The sequence below is a fragment of the Pseudomonas sp. LAMO17WK12:I5 genome (assembly GCF_900215165.1).
GTDB lineage: Bacteria > Pseudomonadota > Gammaproteobacteria > Pseudomonadales > Pseudomonadaceae > Aquipseudomonas > Aquipseudomonas putida_A.
In genome coordinates, this window is sequence record NZ_OBDS01000004.1 from 394,119 (window position 1) to 413,215 (window position 19,097).

17 protein-coding genes are annotated in these 19,097 nt (G+C 60.9%); 15 read left to right on the forward strand and 2 right to left on the reverse strand.

Annotated features, from left to right (window positions below; translation table 11 throughout):
- Positions 1-44 precede the first annotated feature (44 nt).
- The 15 genes from waaF to CRO59_RS09600 all read left to right on the forward strand — a co-directional run bounded on the left by waaF (position 45) and on the right by CRO59_RS09600 (position 15,901).
- Positions 45-1,079, forward strand: a complete 1,035-nt coding sequence (gene waaF, locus CRO59_RS09530) for a lipopolysaccharide heptosyltransferase II (RefSeq protein ID WP_047290935.1) — start codon at positions 45-47, stop codon at positions 1,077-1,079.
- A gap of 1 nt (position 1,080) precedes the next feature.
- Entirely contained in the window at positions 1,081-2,142 is a 1,062-nt protein-coding gene (waaC, locus tag CRO59_RS09535; RefSeq protein WP_097087065.1) for a lipopolysaccharide heptosyltransferase I, read from the forward strand.
- The gene (locus tag CRO59_RS09540) at positions 2,142-3,263 is read left to right on the forward strand and encodes a glycosyltransferase family 4 protein (protein ID WP_097087067.1); all 1,122 of its coding nucleotides are present in this window, start codon (positions 2,142-2,144) and stop codon (positions 3,261-3,263) included. The genes waaC and CRO59_RS09540 overlap by 1 nt, the downstream gene beginning before the upstream one ends.
- A complete protein-coding gene (gene rfaP, locus CRO59_RS09545; protein WP_096794729.1) occupies positions 3,264-4,070 on the forward strand; it encodes a lipopolysaccharide core heptose(I) kinase RfaP in 807 nt (268 codons plus the stop codon).
- Complete coding sequence (locus tag CRO59_RS09550; RefSeq protein WP_097087069.1) at positions 4,070-4,804, forward strand: lipopolysaccharide kinase InaA family protein; 735 nt, start codon at positions 4,070-4,072, stop codon at positions 4,802-4,804. Before rfaP ends, CRO59_RS09550 begins: the two co-directional genes overlap by 1 nt.
- The gene (locus CRO59_RS09555; RefSeq protein WP_097087071.1) at positions 4,801-5,553 is read left to right on the forward strand and encodes a lipopolysaccharide kinase InaA family protein; all 753 of its coding nucleotides are present in this window, start codon (positions 4,801-4,803) and stop codon (positions 5,551-5,553) included. Before CRO59_RS09550 ends, CRO59_RS09555 begins: the two co-directional genes overlap by 4 nt.
- Complete coding sequence (locus CRO59_RS09560) at positions 5,553-7,004, forward strand: lipopolysaccharide kinase InaA family protein (RefSeq protein ID WP_097087072.1); 1,452 nt, start codon at positions 5,553-5,555, stop codon at positions 7,002-7,004. The genes CRO59_RS09555 and CRO59_RS09560 overlap by 1 nt, the downstream gene beginning before the upstream one ends.
- Before the next feature lie 213 nt (positions 7,005-7,217).
- The gene (locus tag CRO59_RS09565) at positions 7,218-7,553 is read left to right on the forward strand and encodes a YceK/YidQ family lipoprotein (protein WP_096794733.1); all 336 of its coding nucleotides are present in this window, start codon (positions 7,218-7,220) and stop codon (positions 7,551-7,553) included.
- 5 nt (positions 7,554-7,558) lie between these two features.
- A complete protein-coding gene (locus CRO59_RS09570; protein WP_096794734.1) occupies positions 7,559-8,413 on the forward strand; it encodes a DUF3800 domain-containing protein in 855 nt (284 codons plus the stop codon).
- A 225-nt stretch (positions 8,414-8,638) separates the two neighbouring features.
- Positions 8,639-10,396: a carbamoyltransferase gene (locus CRO59_RS09575; protein WP_007967355.1), complete on the forward strand. Its 1,758-nt coding sequence runs from the start codon at positions 8,639-8,641 to the stop codon at positions 10,394-10,396.
- Positions 10,380-11,510, forward strand: a complete 1,131-nt coding sequence (locus CRO59_RS09580) for a glycosyltransferase (protein WP_027611372.1) — start codon at positions 10,380-10,382, stop codon at positions 11,508-11,510. The genes CRO59_RS09575 and CRO59_RS09580 overlap by 17 nt, the downstream gene beginning before the upstream one ends.
- A complete protein-coding gene (locus CRO59_RS09585; protein WP_097087074.1) occupies positions 11,510-12,406 on the forward strand; it encodes an antimicrobial resistance protein Mig-14 in 897 nt (298 codons plus the stop codon). The genes CRO59_RS09580 and CRO59_RS09585 overlap by 1 nt, the downstream gene beginning before the upstream one ends.
- Before the next feature lie 8 nt (positions 12,407-12,414).
- Entirely contained in the window at positions 12,415-13,851 is a 1,437-nt protein-coding gene (locus tag CRO59_RS09590) for a PIG-L deacetylase family protein (RefSeq protein WP_097087076.1), read from the forward strand.
- Complete coding sequence (locus CRO59_RS09595; protein ID WP_097087077.1) at positions 13,848-15,002, forward strand: glycosyltransferase family 4 protein; 1,155 nt, start codon at positions 13,848-13,850, stop codon at positions 15,000-15,002. Before CRO59_RS09590 ends, CRO59_RS09595 begins: the two co-directional genes overlap by 4 nt.
- A 14-nt stretch (positions 15,003-15,016) precedes the next feature.
- Positions 15,017-15,901: a glycosyltransferase gene (locus CRO59_RS09600; RefSeq protein WP_027611376.1), complete on the forward strand. Its 885-nt coding sequence runs from the start codon at positions 15,017-15,019 to the stop codon at positions 15,899-15,901.
- 18 nt (positions 15,902-15,919) lie between these two features.
- Here CRO59_RS09600 and CRO59_RS09605 read toward each other — a convergent pair whose 3' ends face one another.
- Positions 15,920-17,137, reverse strand: coding sequence for an acyltransferase (locus CRO59_RS09605; protein WP_097087079.1), 1,218 nt, complete (start codon positions 17,135-17,137; stop codon positions 15,920-15,922).
- A complete protein-coding gene (locus CRO59_RS09610; protein WP_097087081.1) occupies positions 17,137-18,999 on the reverse strand; it encodes a bifunctional O-antigen ligase/aminoglycoside phosphotransferase family protein in 1,863 nt (620 codons plus the stop codon). Before CRO59_RS09610 ends, CRO59_RS09605 begins: the two co-directional genes overlap by 1 nt.
- Between the last annotated feature and the right edge of the window lie 98 nt (positions 19,000-19,097).

The following is a 19,097-nucleotide window of genomic DNA, read 5'->3' on the forward strand; positions in this document are numbered from 1 at the left end:
AGGCGGGGAGGCATTGGCCTCCCCGGTTCGTTTATGGAAACCACATGAATATTCTGATCGTTGGGCCCAGTTGGGTCGGTGACATGGTGATGGCGCAGACACTGTTTCAGTGTCTCAAGCAGCGCCACCCGCAATGCGAAATCGACGTGCTGGCCCCCGAGTGGAGCCGGCCGATCCTTGAGCGCATGCCTGAAGTGCGCAAGGCCTTGAGCTTTCCGCTCGGCCATGGCGCTCTGGAACTGGCGACGCGTCGGCGAATCGGCAAGTCCCTGGCCGGCCAGTACGATCAGGCGATCCTGCTGCCGAATTCGCTGAAGTCGGCGCTGGTGCCATTCTTCGCCGGCATCAAACAACGCACCGGCTGGCGTGGCGAATTCCGCTACGGCCTGCTCAATGACGTGCGCACGCTGGATAAAGAACGTTATCCGCTGATGATCGAGCGCTTCATGGCGCTGGCTTACGAGCCGAACGCCGAGCTGCCGAAGCCTTATCCGCGTCCGAGCCTGCAAATCGATCCGGTGACCCGCGAAGCGGCGCTGGCCAAGTTCGGCCTGACTCTGGACCGTCCGGTGTTGGCCCTGTGCCCCGGCGCCGAGTTCGGCGAATCCAAGCGCTGGCCGTCCGAGCATTACGCCAAGGTTGCCGAAGCGCGGATTCGCGAAGGCTGGCAGGTGTGGCTGTTCGGCTCGAAAAACGACCACGCGGTAGGCGAAGACATTCGCGCGCGGCTGATTCCCGGCCTGCGTGAGGAATCAGTCAACCTCAGCGGCGGTACCTCGCTGGCCGAGGCCATCGACCTGCTGTCCTGTGCCGACTCGGTGGTGTCCAACGATTCCGGCCTGATGCATGTCGCTGCGGCGCTGAACCGTCCGCTGGTGGCGGTCTACGGCTCGACGTCGCCGGGCTTCACCCCGCCGCTGGCCGAGCACGTCGAAATTGTTCGGTTGGGTCTCGATTGCAGCCCGTGCTTCGACCGTACCTGCCGGTTCGGCCATTACAACTGCCTGCGCCAGCTGATGCCGGACGCGGTCAACGATGCCTTGCAGAAACTGCAGGGCTCCGTGGTCGAGGTTCATTAAGTTGCGGGTATTGCTGATCAAGACTTCATCGCTGGGCGACGTGATTCACGCGTTGCCGGCGCTGACCGACGCGGCCCGGGCCATCCCCGGGATCAAGTTCGACTGGGTGGTGGAAGAAGGCTTCGCCGAGATCCCGACCTGGCACCCGGCCGTCGGCAAGGTGATTCCCGTGGCGATCCGTCGCTGGCGCAAGAACCTCTGGCAGACCATCAAGAGTGGCGAGTGGAAGCGCTTCAAGCAAAGCGTGCGCGCCAGCCAATACGATCTGGTGATCGACGCTCAGGGCCTGCTGAAAAGCGCCTGGCTGACGCGCTACGTCAAAGCCCCGGTGGCCGGCCTCGACAAAGGCTCGGCGCGCGAGCCGATCGCTGCACGTTTCTACGACCGCAAACTGGCGGTGGCCCGTGGGCAGCATGCGGTCGAACGGGTGCGTCAGTTGTTCGCCATCGCCCTTGGTTATGACCTGCCCAAAGGGTTGGGCGACTACGGCCTCAACGTCGAGCGTCTGGTGGAATTGCCGCGCAAGAGCGCCTTCGTGGTGTTCCTGCACGGCACCACGTGGGACACCAAGCACTGGCCGGAAGTCTACTGGCGCGAGCTGACCGAACGCGTCGGCTATCTGGGCGTTGGGGTCAAACTGCCGTGGGGCAACCCGCTGGAGAAGGCCCGTGCCGAACGGATTGCCGCCGGTTTCAAACACGCCGAAGTGTTGCCTAAGCTGAATCTGGCCGGGGTCGGCAAAGTGCTGGCCGGCGCCCAGGCTTGCGTCGCGGTGGACACCGGTCTCGGTCACCTTGCAGCCGCGCTGGATGTGCCGACGATTTCGCTGTTCGGCCCGACCAATCCGGGCCTGACTGGCGCCTACGGCAAGGTGCAGATTCACATGGCCAGTGATTTCCCCTGCGCCCCTTGCCTGCAAAAGAAATGTACGTATCAACCGACCGCGCAGGATGCCCGTCAGTTTGACCTGAAACGCGAGCAGCCCCTGTGCTTCACGCGTCTGAATCCCGAGCGTGTCGCCAGCCGACTGAGCACGTTGTTAATGGCTGAGGAGCTGCGCTGATGCAATTGGCTTTTGTCCTGTACAAATATTTCCCGTTCGGTGGCTTGCAGCGCGACTTCATGCGCATCGCCCTCGAATGCCAGAAGCGCGGCCATCAGATCCGTGTCTATACGCTGATCTGGGAAGGCGACGTGCCGCCCGGTTTCGAAGTGCTGGTGGCGCCGGTCAAGGCGTTCTTCAATCATCGGCGCAACGAGAAACTCACGGCGTGGATGGAAGCGGATCTGGCCAAGCGTCCGGTGGACCGCTTGATCGGTTTCAACAAGATGCCGGGGCTGGACGTCTACTACGCCGCCGACGGCTGCTTCGAAGACAAGGCGCAGAACCTGCGCCATTCGCTGTACCGCCGCTGGGGCCGCTACCGCCACTTCGCCGAGTATGAGCGCGCGGTGTTCGCCAAAGACGCGAAAACCGAAGTGCTGATGATTTCCGAAGTGCAGCAGCCGCTGTTCATCAAGCACTACGACACGCCGCTGGAGCGCTTCCACCTGCTGCCACCGGGTATCGCCCAGGATCGTCGCCGGCCGGCGGATGCCGACCAGATTCGCGCCGGTTTCCGCACCGAATTCAGCCTCAAGGACGACGAACTGCTGCTGGTGCAGATCGGCTCCGGGTTCAAGACCAAGGGCGTCGATCGCAGCCTCAAGGCACTGGCCGCATTGCCCGCCGAGCTGAAGAAACGCACCCGGCTGTTTGTAATCGGCCAGGATGACCCCAAATTGTTCCAGATGCAGAGTACGACTTTGGGCCTGGGCGACAACGTGACCTTCCTCAAGGGTCGCAGCGATATTCCGCGGTTCCTGCTTGGCGCCGACCTGTTGATCCACCCGGCGTACAACGAAAACACCGGCACCGTATTGCTCGAAGCGCTGGTCGCCGGGTTGCCGGTGCTGGTCAGCGCGGTCTGCGGTTACGCCCATTACATTGCCGAGGCGGACGCCGGGCGAGTGCTGGACGAACCGTTCGATCAGGCGCAACTGGCGCAATACCTGACTGACATGTTGAATGACGACGCTGCACGCGCGGCCTGGAGCCGCAATGGTCTGGCTTTCGCCGAGACGGCCGACCTCTACAGCATGCCGCAGCACGCGGCCGATGTGATTCTGGCGGAGCACGCTTAAATGAAGTTGATGCTGGCTGAACCGTTCAAGAGCCTTTGGGCCGGGCGCGACCCGTTCGCCGAAGTCGAAGGCTTGCAGGGCGAGGTCTACCGCGAGCTGGAAGCTCGACGGACTCTGCGCACGGAAGTCGACGGCAACGGATTTTTCGTCAAGATCCACCGGGGCATCGGCTGGGGCGAGATCTTCAAGAACCTGCTGACCGCCAAGCTGCCGGTGCTCGGCGCGGGTCAGGAGTGGAAGGCAATCCAGCGTTTGCAGGAAGTCGGGGTGCCGACCATGACCGCCGTGGCTTACGGCGAGAAGGGCAGCAACCCGGCGGATCAGCATTCGTTCATCGTCACCGAAGAGCTGGCGCCGACCATCAGCCTCGAAGACTTCAGCATCGATTGGGTCAAGAACCCGCCGCAGCCGAAACTCAAGCACGCGCTGATCGCTGAAGTGGCGCGCATGACCGGCATGATGCACCGCGCCGGGGTCAACCACCGCGACTGCTACATCTGCCACTTTCTGCTGCACACCGACAAGCCGATCACCCCGGACGATTTCAAGCTCTCGGTGATCGACCTGCACCGCGCCCAGACTCGCCCAAGAATTACTCAACGCTGGCGCAACAAGGACCTGGCCGCGCTGTATTTCTCGGCGCTGGACATCGGTCTGACCCGACGCGACAAGCTGCGTTTCCTCAAGGGCTACTTCCAGCAGCCGCTACGTCAGATCCTCGCCGAAGAAGCGCCTTTGCTGAGCTGGCTCGAAGGCAAGGCCAACAAGCTTTATGCGCGCAAACAGCGTTACGGGGATGCGCTCTGATGGCGGGTTGGACGCTTGAACCGCAATACAGCGAACTGGCCGAAGATTTCGGCAGCCTCGAAGCGGTGTTTGCCCTGCAGGGCGAACGTCTGACCCGTGATCCGCTGTCCGAAGTCATTCGCGTGCAGCGCAACGGCGTGAATTACTACGTCAAACGCTACGTCGGCGCCGGTAAAGGCTTGCGTCGTTACTTGGGCAAGCCCCGGGTGAAGATGGAGTGGCAGAACCTCAAACGCTTCGCCAAATGGGGCATTCCCACCGCCGAAGTGGTGGCCTGGGGTCTGGAGCGACGTGGCGCGGCCTATGCCCGTGGCGCCATGATCACCCGCGAGCTGCCGCGCACCGAAGACCTCTCGGCGCTGGCCGAACGCAACGATCCGAAACTCAAGGATCGTCTGTGGGTCGATGGCATCAGCCGCCAACTGGCCGGCTACACCAGAACCATGCACGACCACCGCTTTACCCATAACGATCTGAAATGGCGCAACCTGCTGATCGACGATCAGGCGCAGCTGTTTCTGATCGACTGCCCGAACGGCGATTTCTGGCGCGGCTTCTGGCTCAAATACCGGATCACCAAGGATCTGGCCTGTCTCGACAAGGTGGCCAAGTATCACCTGTCGAACACCCAGCGCCTGCGCTTCTACCTGCAATACCGCGGACGTGATCGGCTGAATGCCGCCGACAAGAAACGGATTCGCCACGTAGTGAGATTTTTCGAGGGACGCGAATGACTGATTTCCTGGCCGCTGAAGACCGGGCGCTGCTTGAGCGTCATGGCCTCGGCACTTTCGACGCGCTCTGGGCCAAACAGCTCGAAGCCGTGGACGAACCGAACACCGATGGCGGTGGCTGGAGCAGCGTGTTTCGCCTGGAGCTGGAAGGGCAGGCCTACTACCTCAAGCGCCAGAGCAACTACCTGACCCGCACCCTGCATGCGCCGTTCGGCGAGCCGAGTTTCGCCCGCGAGTTTCGCAATATCAGCCGCTACAACAAGCTGGGGATCCCGGCGCTGCAAGCGGCGTTCTTCGGTGAGCGCAAGGTCAAGGGCGATGTCCAGGCGATCCTGCTGACCCGTGCCCTCGACGGTTGGGACGATCTCGACTCGCTGCTGCAACGCTGGTCCGAGCTGAGCGCCGCGCAGCAATCGGCCATTCTCAAGGCCTGTGGAAAACTGGCGCGCCAGCTGCACGGCGTGCGTCAGGTACACGGCTGCTTTTATCCGAAACACATCTTTTTGCAGGCTGATGGCGACGCGTATAAGGCGCAGTTGATCGACCTGGAAAAGACCCGACCCCTGCTGTTCGGCATGCGCGACCGGGTCAAGGATCTGGAGCCGCTGCTGCGTCGTGCGCCGGAATGGAGCGAAGCGCAATTGCGCGAGTTGCTCGCGGCCTATCTCGATCAGCCAGTCAACAGTTCGCTGGTCGACACCTGGGTGACGCGCCTGACTGCACGGCGCAGTCGCAAGGAGACCCGTTGATGCGCTTGTCAGAACTGAAAAACGCCGGACGTGCGCCGAGTCTGCCGCTGACGATTTCGCTTGCCGATGCGGCAGGCCCAGCGGATCTGCAACTGCTGAGTCTGCTGCGGGTGTTGCCGGGGCAGCGCTATGTCGGTGCAGGGGTGTGGCGCGGCCGGCCGGTGCTGGCCAAATTACTGGTGGGCAGCAAAGCTGCGCGGCATTTTCAGCGCGAACTGGCGGGCGTCAAGTTGCTCGCCGAACAAGGTCTGACCACGCCGCTGTTGTTGGCTGATGGCCTGACGGATGGCGAGGGCGGCTGGCTGTTGTTCGAATTTCTCGAAGGTGCCGAAAGCCTCGGTGAGGCCTGGCAGAAAGTCGAATCGCTGCCAGTGCTGGCGGACGAACAATCGGCGGTACTCGCCGAGGCGCTGGGCGCTATCGGTCAACTGCATGGCAAAGGCCTGTGGCAGGAAGATCTGCACCTCGACAACCTGCTGCGCCAGGGCGGTCAGTTGTACCTGATCGATGGCGCCGGGATCTGCGCCGAGACCGCTGGCCAGCCGCTGTCGCGGCAGAAAGTGCTGGAAAACCTCGGGGTGTTTTTCGCCCAGTTGCCCAAGTCGCTGGAGCCGTTCACCGAAGAATTGCTGGTGTATTACCTGCTGAGCAACAGCGAGCACGCGTTGCCGCTGGAAGCCTTGCAGAAGCAGATCGCCAAGGTGCGCGCCTGGCGCCTGAAGGATTACCTGATCAAGGTGGGCCGCGAGTGCACGTTGTTCAGTGTGCAGCGCGGTGCGTTCGGCTTGCGGGCGATCCGTCGCGAGGAAGAAGCGGCGATGCTCCCGGTGCTGGATCAGGCCGATGCGCTGCTCGATCAGGGCCATCTGTACAAGACCGGCGGCGCGGCGAGTGTCGGCAAGGTCGAAGTGGCCGGGGGTACGCTGGTGATCAAGCGCTACAACATCAAAGGCTTTGCGCACTGGCTCAAGCGCTTCTGGCGCCCGAGCCGCGCGTGGCATTCGTGGCGTGAAGGCAATCGCCTGGCGTTCCTCGGCATCGCCACGCCGAAACCGCTGGCGGTGCTGGAAAAGCGTTTTTTATGGTTGCGCAGCCGTGCTTATCTGGTGACCGAGTTTCTACCGGGGCCGGACATCATTGAGCGCTTCGCGCCGTACGTGGAAAGCGGTGCGGCGCCGGAATCCGAGTTGCAGGCGCTGGATCAACTGTTCGCACGATTGATTGCCGAGCGCATCAGCCATGGCGACTTCAAGGGGCATAACCTGTTCTGGCAGGAAGATCGCTGGGCGTTGATCGACCTGGATTCGATGTGTCAGCACGGTTCTGTCGGAAGTTTCGCAGCGGCCTATGCGCGGGATCGGGCGCGTTTCATGCGCAACTGGCCCGAGAGCAGCGCGCTGTATCAGGTGATCGATCAGCGGTTGCCCAAGGACATCTCCAGCTCGGCCTGAACCGCCTTCGCCAGCAGGCTGGCTCCCACATGGGAAAGCATTCCCCTGTAGGAGCGAGCCTGCTCGCAACAGGGCTTTAAAGCCCCAAAAAACTCCCGTTGAGCAATAGCGGACAAACTGCACTGACTTGTCCTACAGCTTCTCCAGAAGCCATGAACTGTGCCCGCTCCAGCCCCGATGCTAGCTTGCCCTGACCACTTCGGAGGGCAAGACTTGACCATCAAAAACGCTTTAACACTCAGCACCTGCGCATGGCTTTTATCCGGCTGCGGCACCGCCGCCTCGGTCCTGCAAATGGACGCTGACGTCGCCCGCGACATGCGCAAACAGAAAACCTACTGCCAATCGATTCCACGGATCTACAGCGGTCTGGCGTTCGACTTCTGTGTGCTCCACGCGCCCCCTGACCCCTCCGGCGTCCTGGTGCCATTCGTGTTGCTGGACCTGCCATTGTCCGGGGTGCTGGATACGGTGGTGTTGCCGTATACGATTTATCAACAGGTCGTGGATGGCAATATCGGCATCTATTGGCGAACAGATCGCGGGTAACTTTTTTGCAATTTTCTCTGTTTGAAAACCAGAGCGAGTCGCAAGCGATTGTTGAAGCGGCAGCGCTCTTGTATCCGTCCGGGAGATACAGCGACTACATCGTCTATGTTGATGAAAGCGGTGATCAAGGGATGCAGAAGCTGGATCCCTATTACCCTATATTCGTGCTTGCTTTTTGCGTCTTTCAAAAAAGGCATTACTGCGAAAAGGTCATTCCGGCTGTCCAGAAATTCAAGTTCAACCATATGGGGCACGATCTGATCGTGCTGCATGAGCTGGAGATTCGAAAAGAAAAAGGAGCGTTCTCCAGCCTGTTCACTTCGAGAGTGCACAAGCATGCCTTTCTCGACGAATTGACCTGCATTATCGAGGCCATCAATTTTGTCCTGATCAGTTGCGTTATCGACAAGGCCTTGCTGCGCGAAAAGCAGGCATCTGCGGACAACCCCTACCACTTGGCTCTCGGCTTCTGTCTGGAAACGCTGCATGAGTTTTTGCAGGAAAAGCATCAACATAAAGTGTTAACGCATGTGATTTTCGAGCGGCGAGGCAAGCGGGAGGATAACGAGCTTGAGCTGGAGTTTCGCAGGGTTTGTGGCGGGTCTAACCGATTGGGGGTTCAACTGCCGTTTGACATCGTCTTCGCCACAAAACAAGTCAATTCCACCGGATTGCAGCTGGCTGATCTTGTTGCAAGGCCGATCGGCATGAGTGTTTTGAGGGCGGGTCAGGAAAATCGCGCGTTTGATGTGCTCAGGCGCAAGTTCTATTGCAGCGGTGGGCGGAATAAAGTTGGGAAAGGTTTCGAGAATTGGGGGTTGAAGGTTTTCCCTCCCCCAGAAAGCGAAAAGCCCCGGTGATCTCACCGAGGCATTAGCGCCGACCGGGATCCCCCAGCCCATTTGCACGGAAGTCTATGTTGAGAGGCTCGGGAGTGTCAACGCAAAGGCCGGCCAGTTCCGCTAGAGGCTTGTCGGCGCTTTTACGCTATAATCCCGCCCTTTAGCTGTCTCTCGCCCGGTGCGAGGGCACATCAATTTTCAAGGCGCATCGCGCCTGAATGCAGACTAAAGAGGCTAGACCCTGTGGCATTGACGATTCTTGGCCTGTCCGGCGCCCTTAGCCATGACCCTTCAGCCGCCTTGTACATCGACGGCAAGCTGGTGGCGGCGGCTGAAGAAGAGCGCTTCGTCCGCGATAAGCATGCAAAGAACCGCATGCCCTACGAATCGGCGAAGTTCTGCCTGGAACAGGCCGGTATCAAGCCGTCCGACGTTGACGTGGTGGCGATTCCGTTCGCCCCGATCAGCCTGTTCGGCAAGGCCCGCTGGCACTACGCCAAGCGCTACTGGTACGCGCCGGATCGCGCCCTCGATGCGATCCTGATGGGCAACCGTCGCTACAAGCGCTATCGCAACAAGATCGTCTGGTGCCTGGAGCAACTGGGTTTTGATCCGAAGAAGATCAAGATCGAGCCGGTCGAGCACCACCTCGCTCACGCCTCCAGCGCCTACCACTGCTCGGGTTTCAAAGAGAAAACCGCGATCCTCGGCATCGACGGCAAAGGCGAGTACGCCACGACCTTCTTCGGTTATGGCGAAAACGGCAAGATCCACAAGATCAAGGAATTCTTCGATCCGGACTCCCTCGGCGGCTTGTACGGCGCGATCACCGAGTTCCTCGGTTTCGAGATGCTCGACGGCGAGTTCAAGGTCATGGGCATGGCGCCGTACGGCGACGCCAGCAAATATGACTTCTCGCGTCTGGCCTCGTTCGAGAACGGCGAACTGGTGATCAACACCGACTACGCCAACGTGATCGGCCTGCGTCGCTACAAAGAGAAGGGCAAAGGCTTCTACTTCTCGCCGAAGCTGATCGAGTGGTTGGGTCCGAAGCGTGAGGGCGACATCGCCGACGAGCCGTACATCCACTACGCCGCGAGCATGCAAGCGCTGTTCGAGAAACTGGCGTTGCAGATGATCGACTACTACCTGGGCGACGTGCTCAAGGAAACCGGCAAGCTGGCCTTCGCCGGTGGCTGCGCGTTGAACGTCAAGCTGAACCAGAAAATCATCGCCCGCGATGACATCAAGGAACTGTTCGTCCAGCCTGCGTCCGGCGATGCTGGCACCGCGGTCGGCGCAGCGGCCTATGTGTCCCACGCCCGTGGCGTGCCGGTCGAGAAGATGGAACACGTCTACCTCGGCCCGTCGTACAGCAACGAAGACGTGATCGCCGCGTGCGCCCGTCACGAGAACAAGCCGACCTGGCGCAAGCTCGACAACATGCCGGAGCAGATCGCCAAAATCATGGTCGATGGTAACCCGGTGGCCTGGTTCCAGGGCCGCATGGAATTCGGTCCGCGTGCGCTCGGTGGTCGTTCGATCATCGGTTGCCCGAGCGTGGCCGGTGTGGCTGACCGCATCAACCACCAGATCAAGTTCCGCGAGCGCTGGAGGCCTTTCTGCCCGTCGATGCTCGACACCGTGGCACCGCAGATGATCAAGATCGATCACCCGGCGCCGTTCATGACCTTCACCTTCGAAGTGGCGGAGGAGTGGAAGACCCGCGTGCCGGAAGTCGTTCACGAAGACGGCACTTCCCGGGCCCAGGTCCTGAAGCGCGAATACAACCCGCGCTACTACGACATGATGAAGGCACTGGAAAACCTCACCGGCAACGGCGTGTCGCTGAACACCTCGCTGAACCGTCGTGGTGAACCGATGATCTGCTCGCCGACCGACGCCCTGAACATGTTCTTCGGCTCCGATCTGCAGTACCTGATCATGGAAGACATTCTGGTGGTCAAAGAGGGCGCAAACGCTTATGACTCGCTCGGCTGAACGCCATGTGCTGCAGTTCTGTCACGGCTATGACGGGCCGTTCCTCGACTGCGCACGGCAGTACGCCAGCCTGTTCGCGGGCACCGGTTATCGGGTGACCACGGTCTTTCTGACCGGGGCCGCCGATAGCGAGGTGGCCGCAGCGTGTGCTTCCGATGAAGTGTTGTTCATGGAATACAGCTCCAAGGCCATTCGTGGCCTGAAGCTGGGCGCCATCGGTGATCTGCGCAAGATCGCCGCTTCACGCAATTTCAGTTTCTGCATCGCCCATCGCTTCAAACCGATCTACATCGCCTTGCTCGGCACGTCGCTGCCGGTGATTGGCGTGCACCATGCGTTTGACGATTACAAACGTGGCACGCGCAAGCTGTTCGCGCATATTTTCCGCAAGCGTCTGAGCCTGCTCGGTGTGTCCGACGCGGTACGCGACGACATGCGGCGCTGCCTGCCGAAATGGCCGTCCACTCGCATCCAGACCTTGTACAACCGCATCGATGTGCCGGCCTTGCAGGCCAGTCAGGTGTCGGCCCGCGAGGCCCGCGAGACCCTGGGTCTGGCGGCGGATGCGTTCATTGTCGGCAACGTCGGACGGCTGCACCCGGACAAGGATCAGGCCACCTTGCTGCACGGTTTTGCCGCGGCGTTACCCGGTCTGCCGGGCAACAGTCAGCTGGTGATTCTCGGCAAGGGCCGTCTGGAACAGGATCTCAAGGAGCTGGCGCGCGAACTGGGCATCGGTGACCGGGTGCTGTTTCTCGGCCAGGTGCCGGACGCGCGCAATTACTTCCGCGCCTTCGATGTGTTTGCCCTGAGCTCCGATCACGAACCGTTCGGCATGGTGCTGCTCGAAGCCATGGCCGCTGGCGTGCCGTTGCTCGCCACGGCCTGTGGCGGGGCCAAGGAAGTGGTCGAAGGTGTGGGGATTCTGTTCCCGCTGGGCGATGCCGAACACCTTGCACAAGGCCTGCAACATTTGGCCGGTATGGATGATCAGCAACGCCGGCAGTGCGCCGAGCTGATGCTCGATCGCCTGCGTGAGCGTTTCTCCGACCGTGCGGTGCGCGACACCTTCTGGCGTCTGCCGCAAGTTACCGATCTGGCACCGAGGGGCTGATGCTCAACCGATTTCAAGGCTGGCGCGAACGTGGCTGGTCGCCCGTTGACGCCTCCACCTATGCCAGCGCCTGGCAGCGTTTTGGCGGCAGCGTCGCGACGCATCCTTTGGTAGTCGAGCGTCTGGCTGATCTGGCCGGCATCCCGGTGCGCTATCTGGCGTGGGAGCAGGACGGTGAAGTCAAAGCGGCAATCCCGACCTGGGGCCGCGACCTGGCCCTGTCCAAGGACGTGCTTAAGCGCAACGGCAAGAAAGGCCTGTTCGACCTCGGCAATGCCGAGCTGATCCTGCCGGCCGCCGTCGATGCCCAGGCACCGTTGCGCCATCGCGCACGCTATCTGTCGGTGCTCAACGAAAACCGCTTCAGCGGCCTCAAGTTGCAGACCGAACAACTGGCCATGGCCCGCACCCCCGAAGAACTGTCGAAGAAGTTCCGCTACAACCAGCGCCGCGAACTGCGCCTGCTGGAGGAGGCGGGTGGCGTGGTGCGTCCGGTTGCCGAGTTCTCCAGTGCCGAACTGGCGGCGATCTACTGTGATCTGTTCCAGCGCCGCTGGGGCTTCCCGGCCACCGGCGCGGCGCGCATGGCCGAAGTCATCGAGCTGCTGCGCGAACTGCTGATTGGTTCGGTGATCTACCTCAATGATGCGCCGATCGCCATTCAACTGGTGTACCGCGTCGAAGCGCCGGAGTGGATCAGCGTCGAGTACATCAACGGCGGCGTCGACCCCGAAACCCGCGAGTTCAGCCCCGGCAGCGTGTTGAGCTTCCTCAATACGCAAAGTGCCTGGGAACACGCGCGCGCCCTGAACAAGCCGCTGCGGTTTTCCTTCGGTCGCGCCGACCGTGAATACAAGGATCGCTGGTGCAATCCTGTGCCGGTGTTCACCGTATGAGTCAGCCCATGAGCCGCAAACAGCAACTGCTCAAGCGTCATCGTCGCAATAAACGCATTACCTTGCTGATCGCCCTGAGCGTGTTGATCGCGCTCGGTGTGCTGGTCGCGTGGTGGTTGCCGCTGGTGCTCGCGGTGGTTGGCTGGGTCGCCCATGAAGCGTGGTTTGCCGATCACCTGTTCTATTCGCCGAAAGACGATTATCAGTACAGCTTTCCGCCGTTTACACCGCAGCCGAAGGTGCATTTGAGCGGCGAGCAATTGCGCCTGGATGAAGGTGTGATGCTGGTCGACGAAGCGACGTTGATCCTCGCGGTGCGAGTGAAAAGCAACTGGCTCGGACGTTTCTTTGATCCGCGCGTCGAATTGCTCGGCGGGACGAATCCCGATTCGCAAACCTTCGAGCGCGGGGTCAATGGCCTGCGTTATCTGAATCTGAGCGGTCAGGCGCAAGCCTTGGCGCAAGGTCAGTTGCGCTTGCGCGGGCGCTTTTGCCGGGTCTTTGGCGAGCCGGTGCTGTGGGCGCTGGAGCAACCAGACTATCGCCGTCAGCGGGTGATGGTGATCGCCCCGCACGCCGACGATGCCGAGTTGGCTGCCTATGGCTTGTACAGTCAGGCCGATGAAGCCTGGATCGTCACCCTGACCGCGGGTGAGATCGAAGCCGAATACTATCAACAGATGGGCATGAGCAAGGTCGAGGCCGCGCGGCTCAAGGGCCGTCTGCGTGCCTGGGACAGCCTCGCCGTGCCGCGTTGGGCCGGTGTGCCGCAGGAACACTGCGTGCAACTCGGTTACTTTTGCCTGCAACTGGCGGCGATGCAGGCCGCGCCGAATCAGGCGGTGGGCTCGCGCGAAGCCGACCTGAGCGACACGCGCCTGTTTCGTCAGTTGAATCCGTTCACCCTGCCAGGCGATGCCGACGGCGCGCCGACCTGGAACAACCTGCTGGCCGACCTGCGTGAAGTGCTGCTGCGCGCCCGTCCAGAGGTGATCGTGCTGCCGCACCCGACTCTCGATCCGCACCCTGACCATATCTGCGCCCAGCAAGCTGTTTTGCAGGCGCTCCAGGGTCTCGACTGGCAGCCGACGCTGCTCGGTTACGCCAACCACTTGCACGACAACGACCGCTGGCCGATGGGCAACACCGGGCAGGGCATTGCCTTGCCGCCGGCCTTCGATTCGGCGGTGCCGATGCAGCCGCTATGCCTGCCACTGTCCATCGAGCTGCAACGGGACAAGGCCATGGCGCTGGGCATGATGCATGACCTGCAGCCGCCGGCACCGTTCAAGCGTCGCCTGCGCCGGGTTATCCAGCGTGTGCTCGCCGGGCGGGCTGGGTCGGTGTACGGCGAAAACGAATTTTTTCGAAAAGCAGTCAGGCGCCAGGAGTTGTTCTGGCTACTGAGGCACGGTGAGACAGGCGTCCAGCGGGGAGAGTCATGAGTCAACGGTTCAAGGTGTTGCAGCTGCAACCCGACTACAACGTCAAAGCCCATGACTTTGCCGACCTCGCCGAGCAGATCGTCAAGGCGCTGCCGAGCGATCGCTATGAGATCACCGCGGCTTTCCTGCGCGGCAAACCGGGGCCGGGCGAGCCGGTGAGCCGGGCCGACCATTCGGTGTACTTCGAGTTTTCCGACAAGTCGCTCAAGGGCATGCGCCTGCGGGCGATGTGGCAGTTGTACAAGTTCTGCCGCCGGGAAAAGTTCGACGTGGTGATCTGCAACCGCTTCAAACCGGTGAACATGATGCTGGCGCTCAACCGCTGGTTGAAGGTGCCGCTGTGCATTGGCATCTCCCACGGTTTCGGTGAATACGACCGCTTTTACCGACGACGCCAGACCCAGCGTCTGATCGATCGGCACTGGCGCTTCGTTGGCGTGTCACCCGCGGTCAAACAGTACCTGCTCGATTGCGATTGCGGCTTTACCGACCAGAACACCTACGCCATCACCAATGCCATAGACATCGTGCAGGCCGAGGGCCTGCAGCACAGCCGCGAAAAAGCTCGCGAGCTGTTGGGCCTCGACCCGAATGTGCGCTTGATTGGCGCACTGGGGCGGCTGGTGTCGGTCAAGGGCCACACCTATCTGCTGCAAGCCTTTGCCGCGCTGAAAGACAAATACCCGAACACCCAACTGGCAATCATCGGTGCCGGGCGCCTGCAAGCGCCGCTGGCGGCCGAGATCGAACAGTTGGGCCTGAGCGGTCGCGCGCACCTGTTGGGCTTCAAGGAAAACGCTCTGCAATATGTGCGTGCGTTCGACATCTGGACCATGCCGTCGCTGGCTGAAGGCTTGGGCCTGGCGTTGCTCGAAGGCATGAGCGGCCATTTGCCGGTAATCGCTTCGAACGTGCCGGCGATGTTGCCGTTGATCGAAGGTGCCGGCGGTCTGGCGATCGTGCCCAAGGACGTGCCGAGCCTGGTCGCCGCGCTGGATAACTATCTGGCGCTGTCGGACGACGAGCTCAAGGCCAAGGGCGAACAGGCCTACCGTTATCTGCAGGAACAGCACGACATCGAGGTGTTCCGTCAGGAATACCTGGACCTGATCGACTCAGGCCTGGAGCAGGCCCGCAAGGAACAGCCGTGAGCGAAGAAAGAGTCATGAGCGAAGCCAACGCCCTCGTCACCGTGATCATCGCCTCGTACAACCACGGCCCGTACATCGAGGAAAGCATCCTCAGTGTCCTCAACCAGAGCTACAAGAACATCGAGTTGCTGGTGGTCGACGACGGTTCGAAGGACGACAGCGTCGAGCGCATCAGCGCGTTGCAGGCGCAGTACGGTTTCGATTTCCGTGTGCAGCAGAATCAGGGCCTGACCAATACCCTCAACGGCGCTATCGCCCGTTCGAAGGGCAGCCTGATTGTGCCATTCGGCTCCGACGACATCATGTACCCCGAACGTATTGCCACCCAGGTGGCGTACATGGACGGCAAGCCTGAAGTCGGGATCTGTGCCGGCAATATCGAGCTGATGCACGCCGACGGCAGCCTGTATCCAGAGAAACGTCAGCGCCGCGACGTGCCGTTTCGTCGCCTCGATTTCGACGACATGTTTCTTGAACGCAAGCCGTATCCACCGGCACCGACGTTGATGATCCGTCGTGAGGCGCTGGAAAAGGTGGGAGGGTTCGATCCGACGATTCGTCTTGAAGACCTGTACATTGAGCTCAAGGTGACCCGGGCTGGCTACTTCATCGACGGTTTGAACGTGGTGATGGCGCGCTACCGCAAGCACGCCACCAACTCGTACAAGAATCATCGCTTCATGATCGAGAACATCCTGCGCACCTATGCGCTGTTCAGCGATCATCCGCTGTACGACGAAGTGCGCTTCAAGGCGCTGAACTCGATGTTCCTCAAGACCGCCAACCGTAATCGCAAACTGGCAAGGGAGTTGCTGGCGCAGATCCCGTTCAAGGCCTGGAACAAGAAGACCTGGCGCGGACTGGGGCGTTTACTCTTTTCCCCGCTGGAAAAGGACTGAGGCAGCGGTCGCTCGCGCTCAGCGGGCGACCTTCTCCGGCAGGCGCTTTTCGCCCTTCTGACGCTGGCGCAGCCAATGCACAACCTTCTTGCCGGCAGCCATGCCCGGCTGCTCGATATAGAGGAACGTCACGCTGCTGATCAGAATCAGCAAGCAGGTGCAGACGGCCACCAGGGGCAGGTACACCGCCGTTTCCCGCGCATCGATATTCAGCAGCAGCGGCAGCCGTTGCACCATCAGCCATAGTACGAACCCGTGCAGCAGATAGGTGCTGTAGCTGATTTCGCCGAGCCAGCGAATGCTGCGTGGTTTCAGCGCGCCGAACAGATTATTGCCGGACGCCACGATCACGAAAAACAACCCCAGCAAAAACAGCGGTGCAGTCTTGAATGCACGACTGAACGCGGTGAACGCAATAACCAGCGCGAGCACGGCGATGATGCTTGCCAGGCGTGACTGGCTCCATGCCACGAGCGCCGGTCGGCGAATCCAGTAGGCGGCGGCGATGCCACCGAGGAAGCTCGCCAGAAAGTGTTTCTTCAGCGAATGTTCCCAGCCGATGACCTGGTACAGCGTGTAGATGCCGATCAGGCACAGTACCACCTGCAACCAGCTGCCGCGGTAGATGAACACCAGCCCGGCCAATGGCAGCGCCATGTAGAAAAAAACCTCATAGGCCAGCGTCCAGGTGACGTTGGATATCAGCATGCCGGAGTGGCGGTACTGGTTGATGTCCGGGCGGTCGAACGTCAGCCAGGCGAGGATCTGTTTGAACAGCTCCAGGCCAGGCTCCTTCATTTGCCAGCCCTGCAAGTGGAAGATCGAGACGAACACCAGCAGCATCAGTGGCAGATAAAGCGGATACAGGCGAAATACCCGTGACACGCCGAACGCCAGCCAGTCGTGGTTGCGTCCCTGCGCGAGCAGGCGGCTCCAGAACAGAAAACCGGTGATCATGAAGAACAGCGCGACGCTGCCTTGACCCAGCATCGAATAGAAGTTGCTCGGCGGAAAATCGATCACCCCGGTGCGCAGGAAAATCCAAGTGATGATCGAGTGGTGCACGAACACACCAAACGCCAGATAGCCACGCAGGCCGTCGATGCTGGCATATCGACTTTCGCCGGAATGCTGCAGGTGCCGAGCGATTTTCGGCACCGCGCGCAACAGCAGGGCGGAAGTGACGATGGCCAGCAGATAGGCTGCCAGCGCGATAAGCGGATTGGTTTCGATCATCAATGAACCCGAGCCGGGGTGTTGCCGGCCAGCACTTGCCTGTGCAGATTTTCAACCGCGGATTTAGACGCCGTCATGGCGTACCCCTGGAGCAACGCATCGAGGTGATCCTCGAACAGCCAGCGTTTGTCGACAGTGTAACGTTGCATATGACGCAAATTGCGTTGGCGCAGGGAAAGACTGAGCGGGGTAGGGTAGATGCGCAGGTCGGCCAGATCGATCAAGCCGAACTCGCCGTCTTCCAGTACCAGTACGTTGCCCAGGTGCAGCGAGCGGAAATAAACGCCTTTCTCGTGCAGTTGCGCCATGAATTTGCCAAAGCGCTCTACCAGCGCCTGGCGCACCGCCGGAGCGGTAATGCTCTGCAGCACCTGACGCAGCGTGTGCCCCGGCAACGGCGCGTAATGCACAGCGCTGCTGCCATCGTCGAGACGGTACAGGTTCAATATTTGCGGGGTCGGGATGCCCATCTGACGCAGTTGTTCGCTGTTGACCGCGAAACGTTCGGAGTAGGGATTGAAGCTGCCGGAGGTGTACCAGCGGCGACGGCGGAACAGCTTGAGGAAACTGCCGTCGGTCAGGCGCAGGACTTTCGGGCCGAGGCCATCTTCTTCAATGATCTGGGCCGTGCTGCTCATGTGCTCCAGGTCAGCGGTCGCAAGCTTTTGCACCGGCTGGGTCAACAGGCGCCGCGCGCGTTGATTGATGCTCAGCGCCGCGATCAGTGCCAGCGGGATCCACAACAGGAACCAGTGTTCCTTGGGCCGCGAAATGATCCCGCCGCCTTCGGTCAGTCCGGCGCCGATACCGAATACCAGCCAGGTCGAGGCAATGATCAGCAGTGGCTGCACACGCTGGCGCCAACTGCTCAGCAGGCCCCACAGCAGGAAGAACAACCAGGGCAGCAAGCCGATGATGCCGACGTAATACAGCACACCCAGGATAAAGCTGTGCGGCTCCTGAAAGCTGATGCCGTTACCGGGGTCTACGGCAAGGCTGGCGCTGTAGCCATGACCGATCCATGGATGATCGGCAATCATGTGCAGTACCTTCTGCCAGATTTCCAGACGATAGGAGTCGCCACGTTCGGTGATCATCTGCGAAAACTGCGTAATGACTGCTACGCCGCTCAGGACAAGCGCGATCAGTAACCCCACCGAGCGCTTGTTCCAGCAGATGAAACACAGCCACAGCGCCGCCATGGTCAGTGCCACCAACGGCGTCCGGGAACCGGTGCCGATCACGGCCATGAACATGATTGCCATCGCCGGCAAGCTGAGCCACATCATCTGGCGACGTTTGCAGGTCATGGTCACGCTCAGCCAGTAGGCACTGAAGAAGCCGAACAGGTGCGAGCTGAGCAACGGGTTATCGAAGGCACCACCGCCGATCAGGCGCATGCCCGGCTCATAAACCCGGGCGAACATGAACAGGAAAATGGTCGTGGCAATCAGCGCGACCAACGCGGCGCCGAACAGCAAGGGTTGCAGGATGTCGCTGCGGTAGCGCACCAGCAGGTAGCAGCCGGCAAACAGCAGCAAGGTATGCAGTGGCGGCTTGAACATTCCGCCGAGCGGCTCCCCGCCCGGCCCCCAGGCGAGGCTGAGCAACGCCCAGGCGGCGAACAGCAGGGCCGCGATGAAAATCGGCTCGCGCAGCAGCTCCTTGAGTTCGCGCGGGCGCAGGCACAGCGCGATCAGTGTCGGAATGCTGAACAGGCCATAGAACAACTTGTGATGCAGACTTCGACCCGGCAAAAAGAACAGCGCGCACAGGAGCAGGAAATAACCGGTGGGAAGAATCCACAGGCTAATGAAATCGAAAATCCGATTGGACGTACTGCTGAAGCCGCGAAGTTGCATGCTGTGAGATTCATTCCTGAGGTTGATCGACCATTCGAGTGATGGCTATTTGATGCAGAAGAGGTGCATAACAATAACAGCCTTTCGCCGATTGCCAG

What these genes read in the sequence shown, in the direction of transcription:
- CRO59_RS09580 (WP_027611372.1), top strand. Translation starts at nt 10,380, where the DNA reads ATGACTCGCTCGGCTGAACGCCATGTGCTGCAGTTCTGTCACGGCTAT.
- CRO59_RS09560 (WP_097087072.1), top strand. Translation starts at nt 5,553, where the DNA reads ATGCGCTTGTCAGAACTGAAAAACGCCGGACGTGCGCCGAGTCTGCCG.
- CRO59_RS09600 (WP_027611376.1), top strand. Translation starts at nt 15,017, where the DNA reads ATGAGCGAAGCCAACGCCCTCGTCACCGTGATCATCGCCTCGTACAAC.
- CRO59_RS09555 (WP_097087071.1), top strand. Translation starts at nt 4,801, where the DNA reads ATGACTGATTTCCTGGCCGCTGAAGACCGGGCGCTGCTTGAGCGTCAT.
- waaF (WP_047290935.1), top strand. Translation starts at nt 45, where the DNA reads ATGAATATTCTGATCGTTGGGCCCAGTTGGGTCGGTGACATGGTGATG.
- CRO59_RS09610 (WP_097087081.1), bottom strand. Translation starts at nt 18,999, where the DNA reads ATGCAACTTCGCGGCTTCAGCAGTACGTCCAATCGGATTTTCGATTTC.
- CRO59_RS09590 (WP_097087076.1), top strand. Translation starts at nt 12,415, where the DNA reads ATGAGCCGCAAACAGCAACTGCTCAAGCGTCATCGTCGCAATAAACGC.
- rfaP (WP_096794729.1), top strand. Translation starts at nt 3,264, where the DNA reads ATGAAGTTGATGCTGGCTGAACCGTTCAAGAGCCTTTGGGCCGGGCGC.
- CRO59_RS09585 (WP_097087074.1), top strand. Translation starts at nt 11,510, where the DNA reads ATGCTCAACCGATTTCAAGGCTGGCGCGAACGTGGCTGGTCGCCCGTT.
- CRO59_RS09605 (WP_097087079.1), bottom strand. Translation starts at nt 17,137, where the DNA reads ATGATCGAAACCAATCCGCTTATCGCGCTGGCAGCCTATCTGCTGGCC.
- CRO59_RS09540 (WP_097087067.1), top strand. Translation starts at nt 2,142, where the DNA reads ATGCAATTGGCTTTTGTCCTGTACAAATATTTCCCGTTCGGTGGCTTG.
- CRO59_RS09595 (WP_097087077.1), top strand. Translation starts at nt 13,848, where the DNA reads ATGAGTCAACGGTTCAAGGTGTTGCAGCTGCAACCCGACTACAACGTC.
- CRO59_RS09550 (WP_097087069.1), top strand. Translation starts at nt 4,070, where the DNA reads ATGGCGGGTTGGACGCTTGAACCGCAATACAGCGAACTGGCCGAAGAT.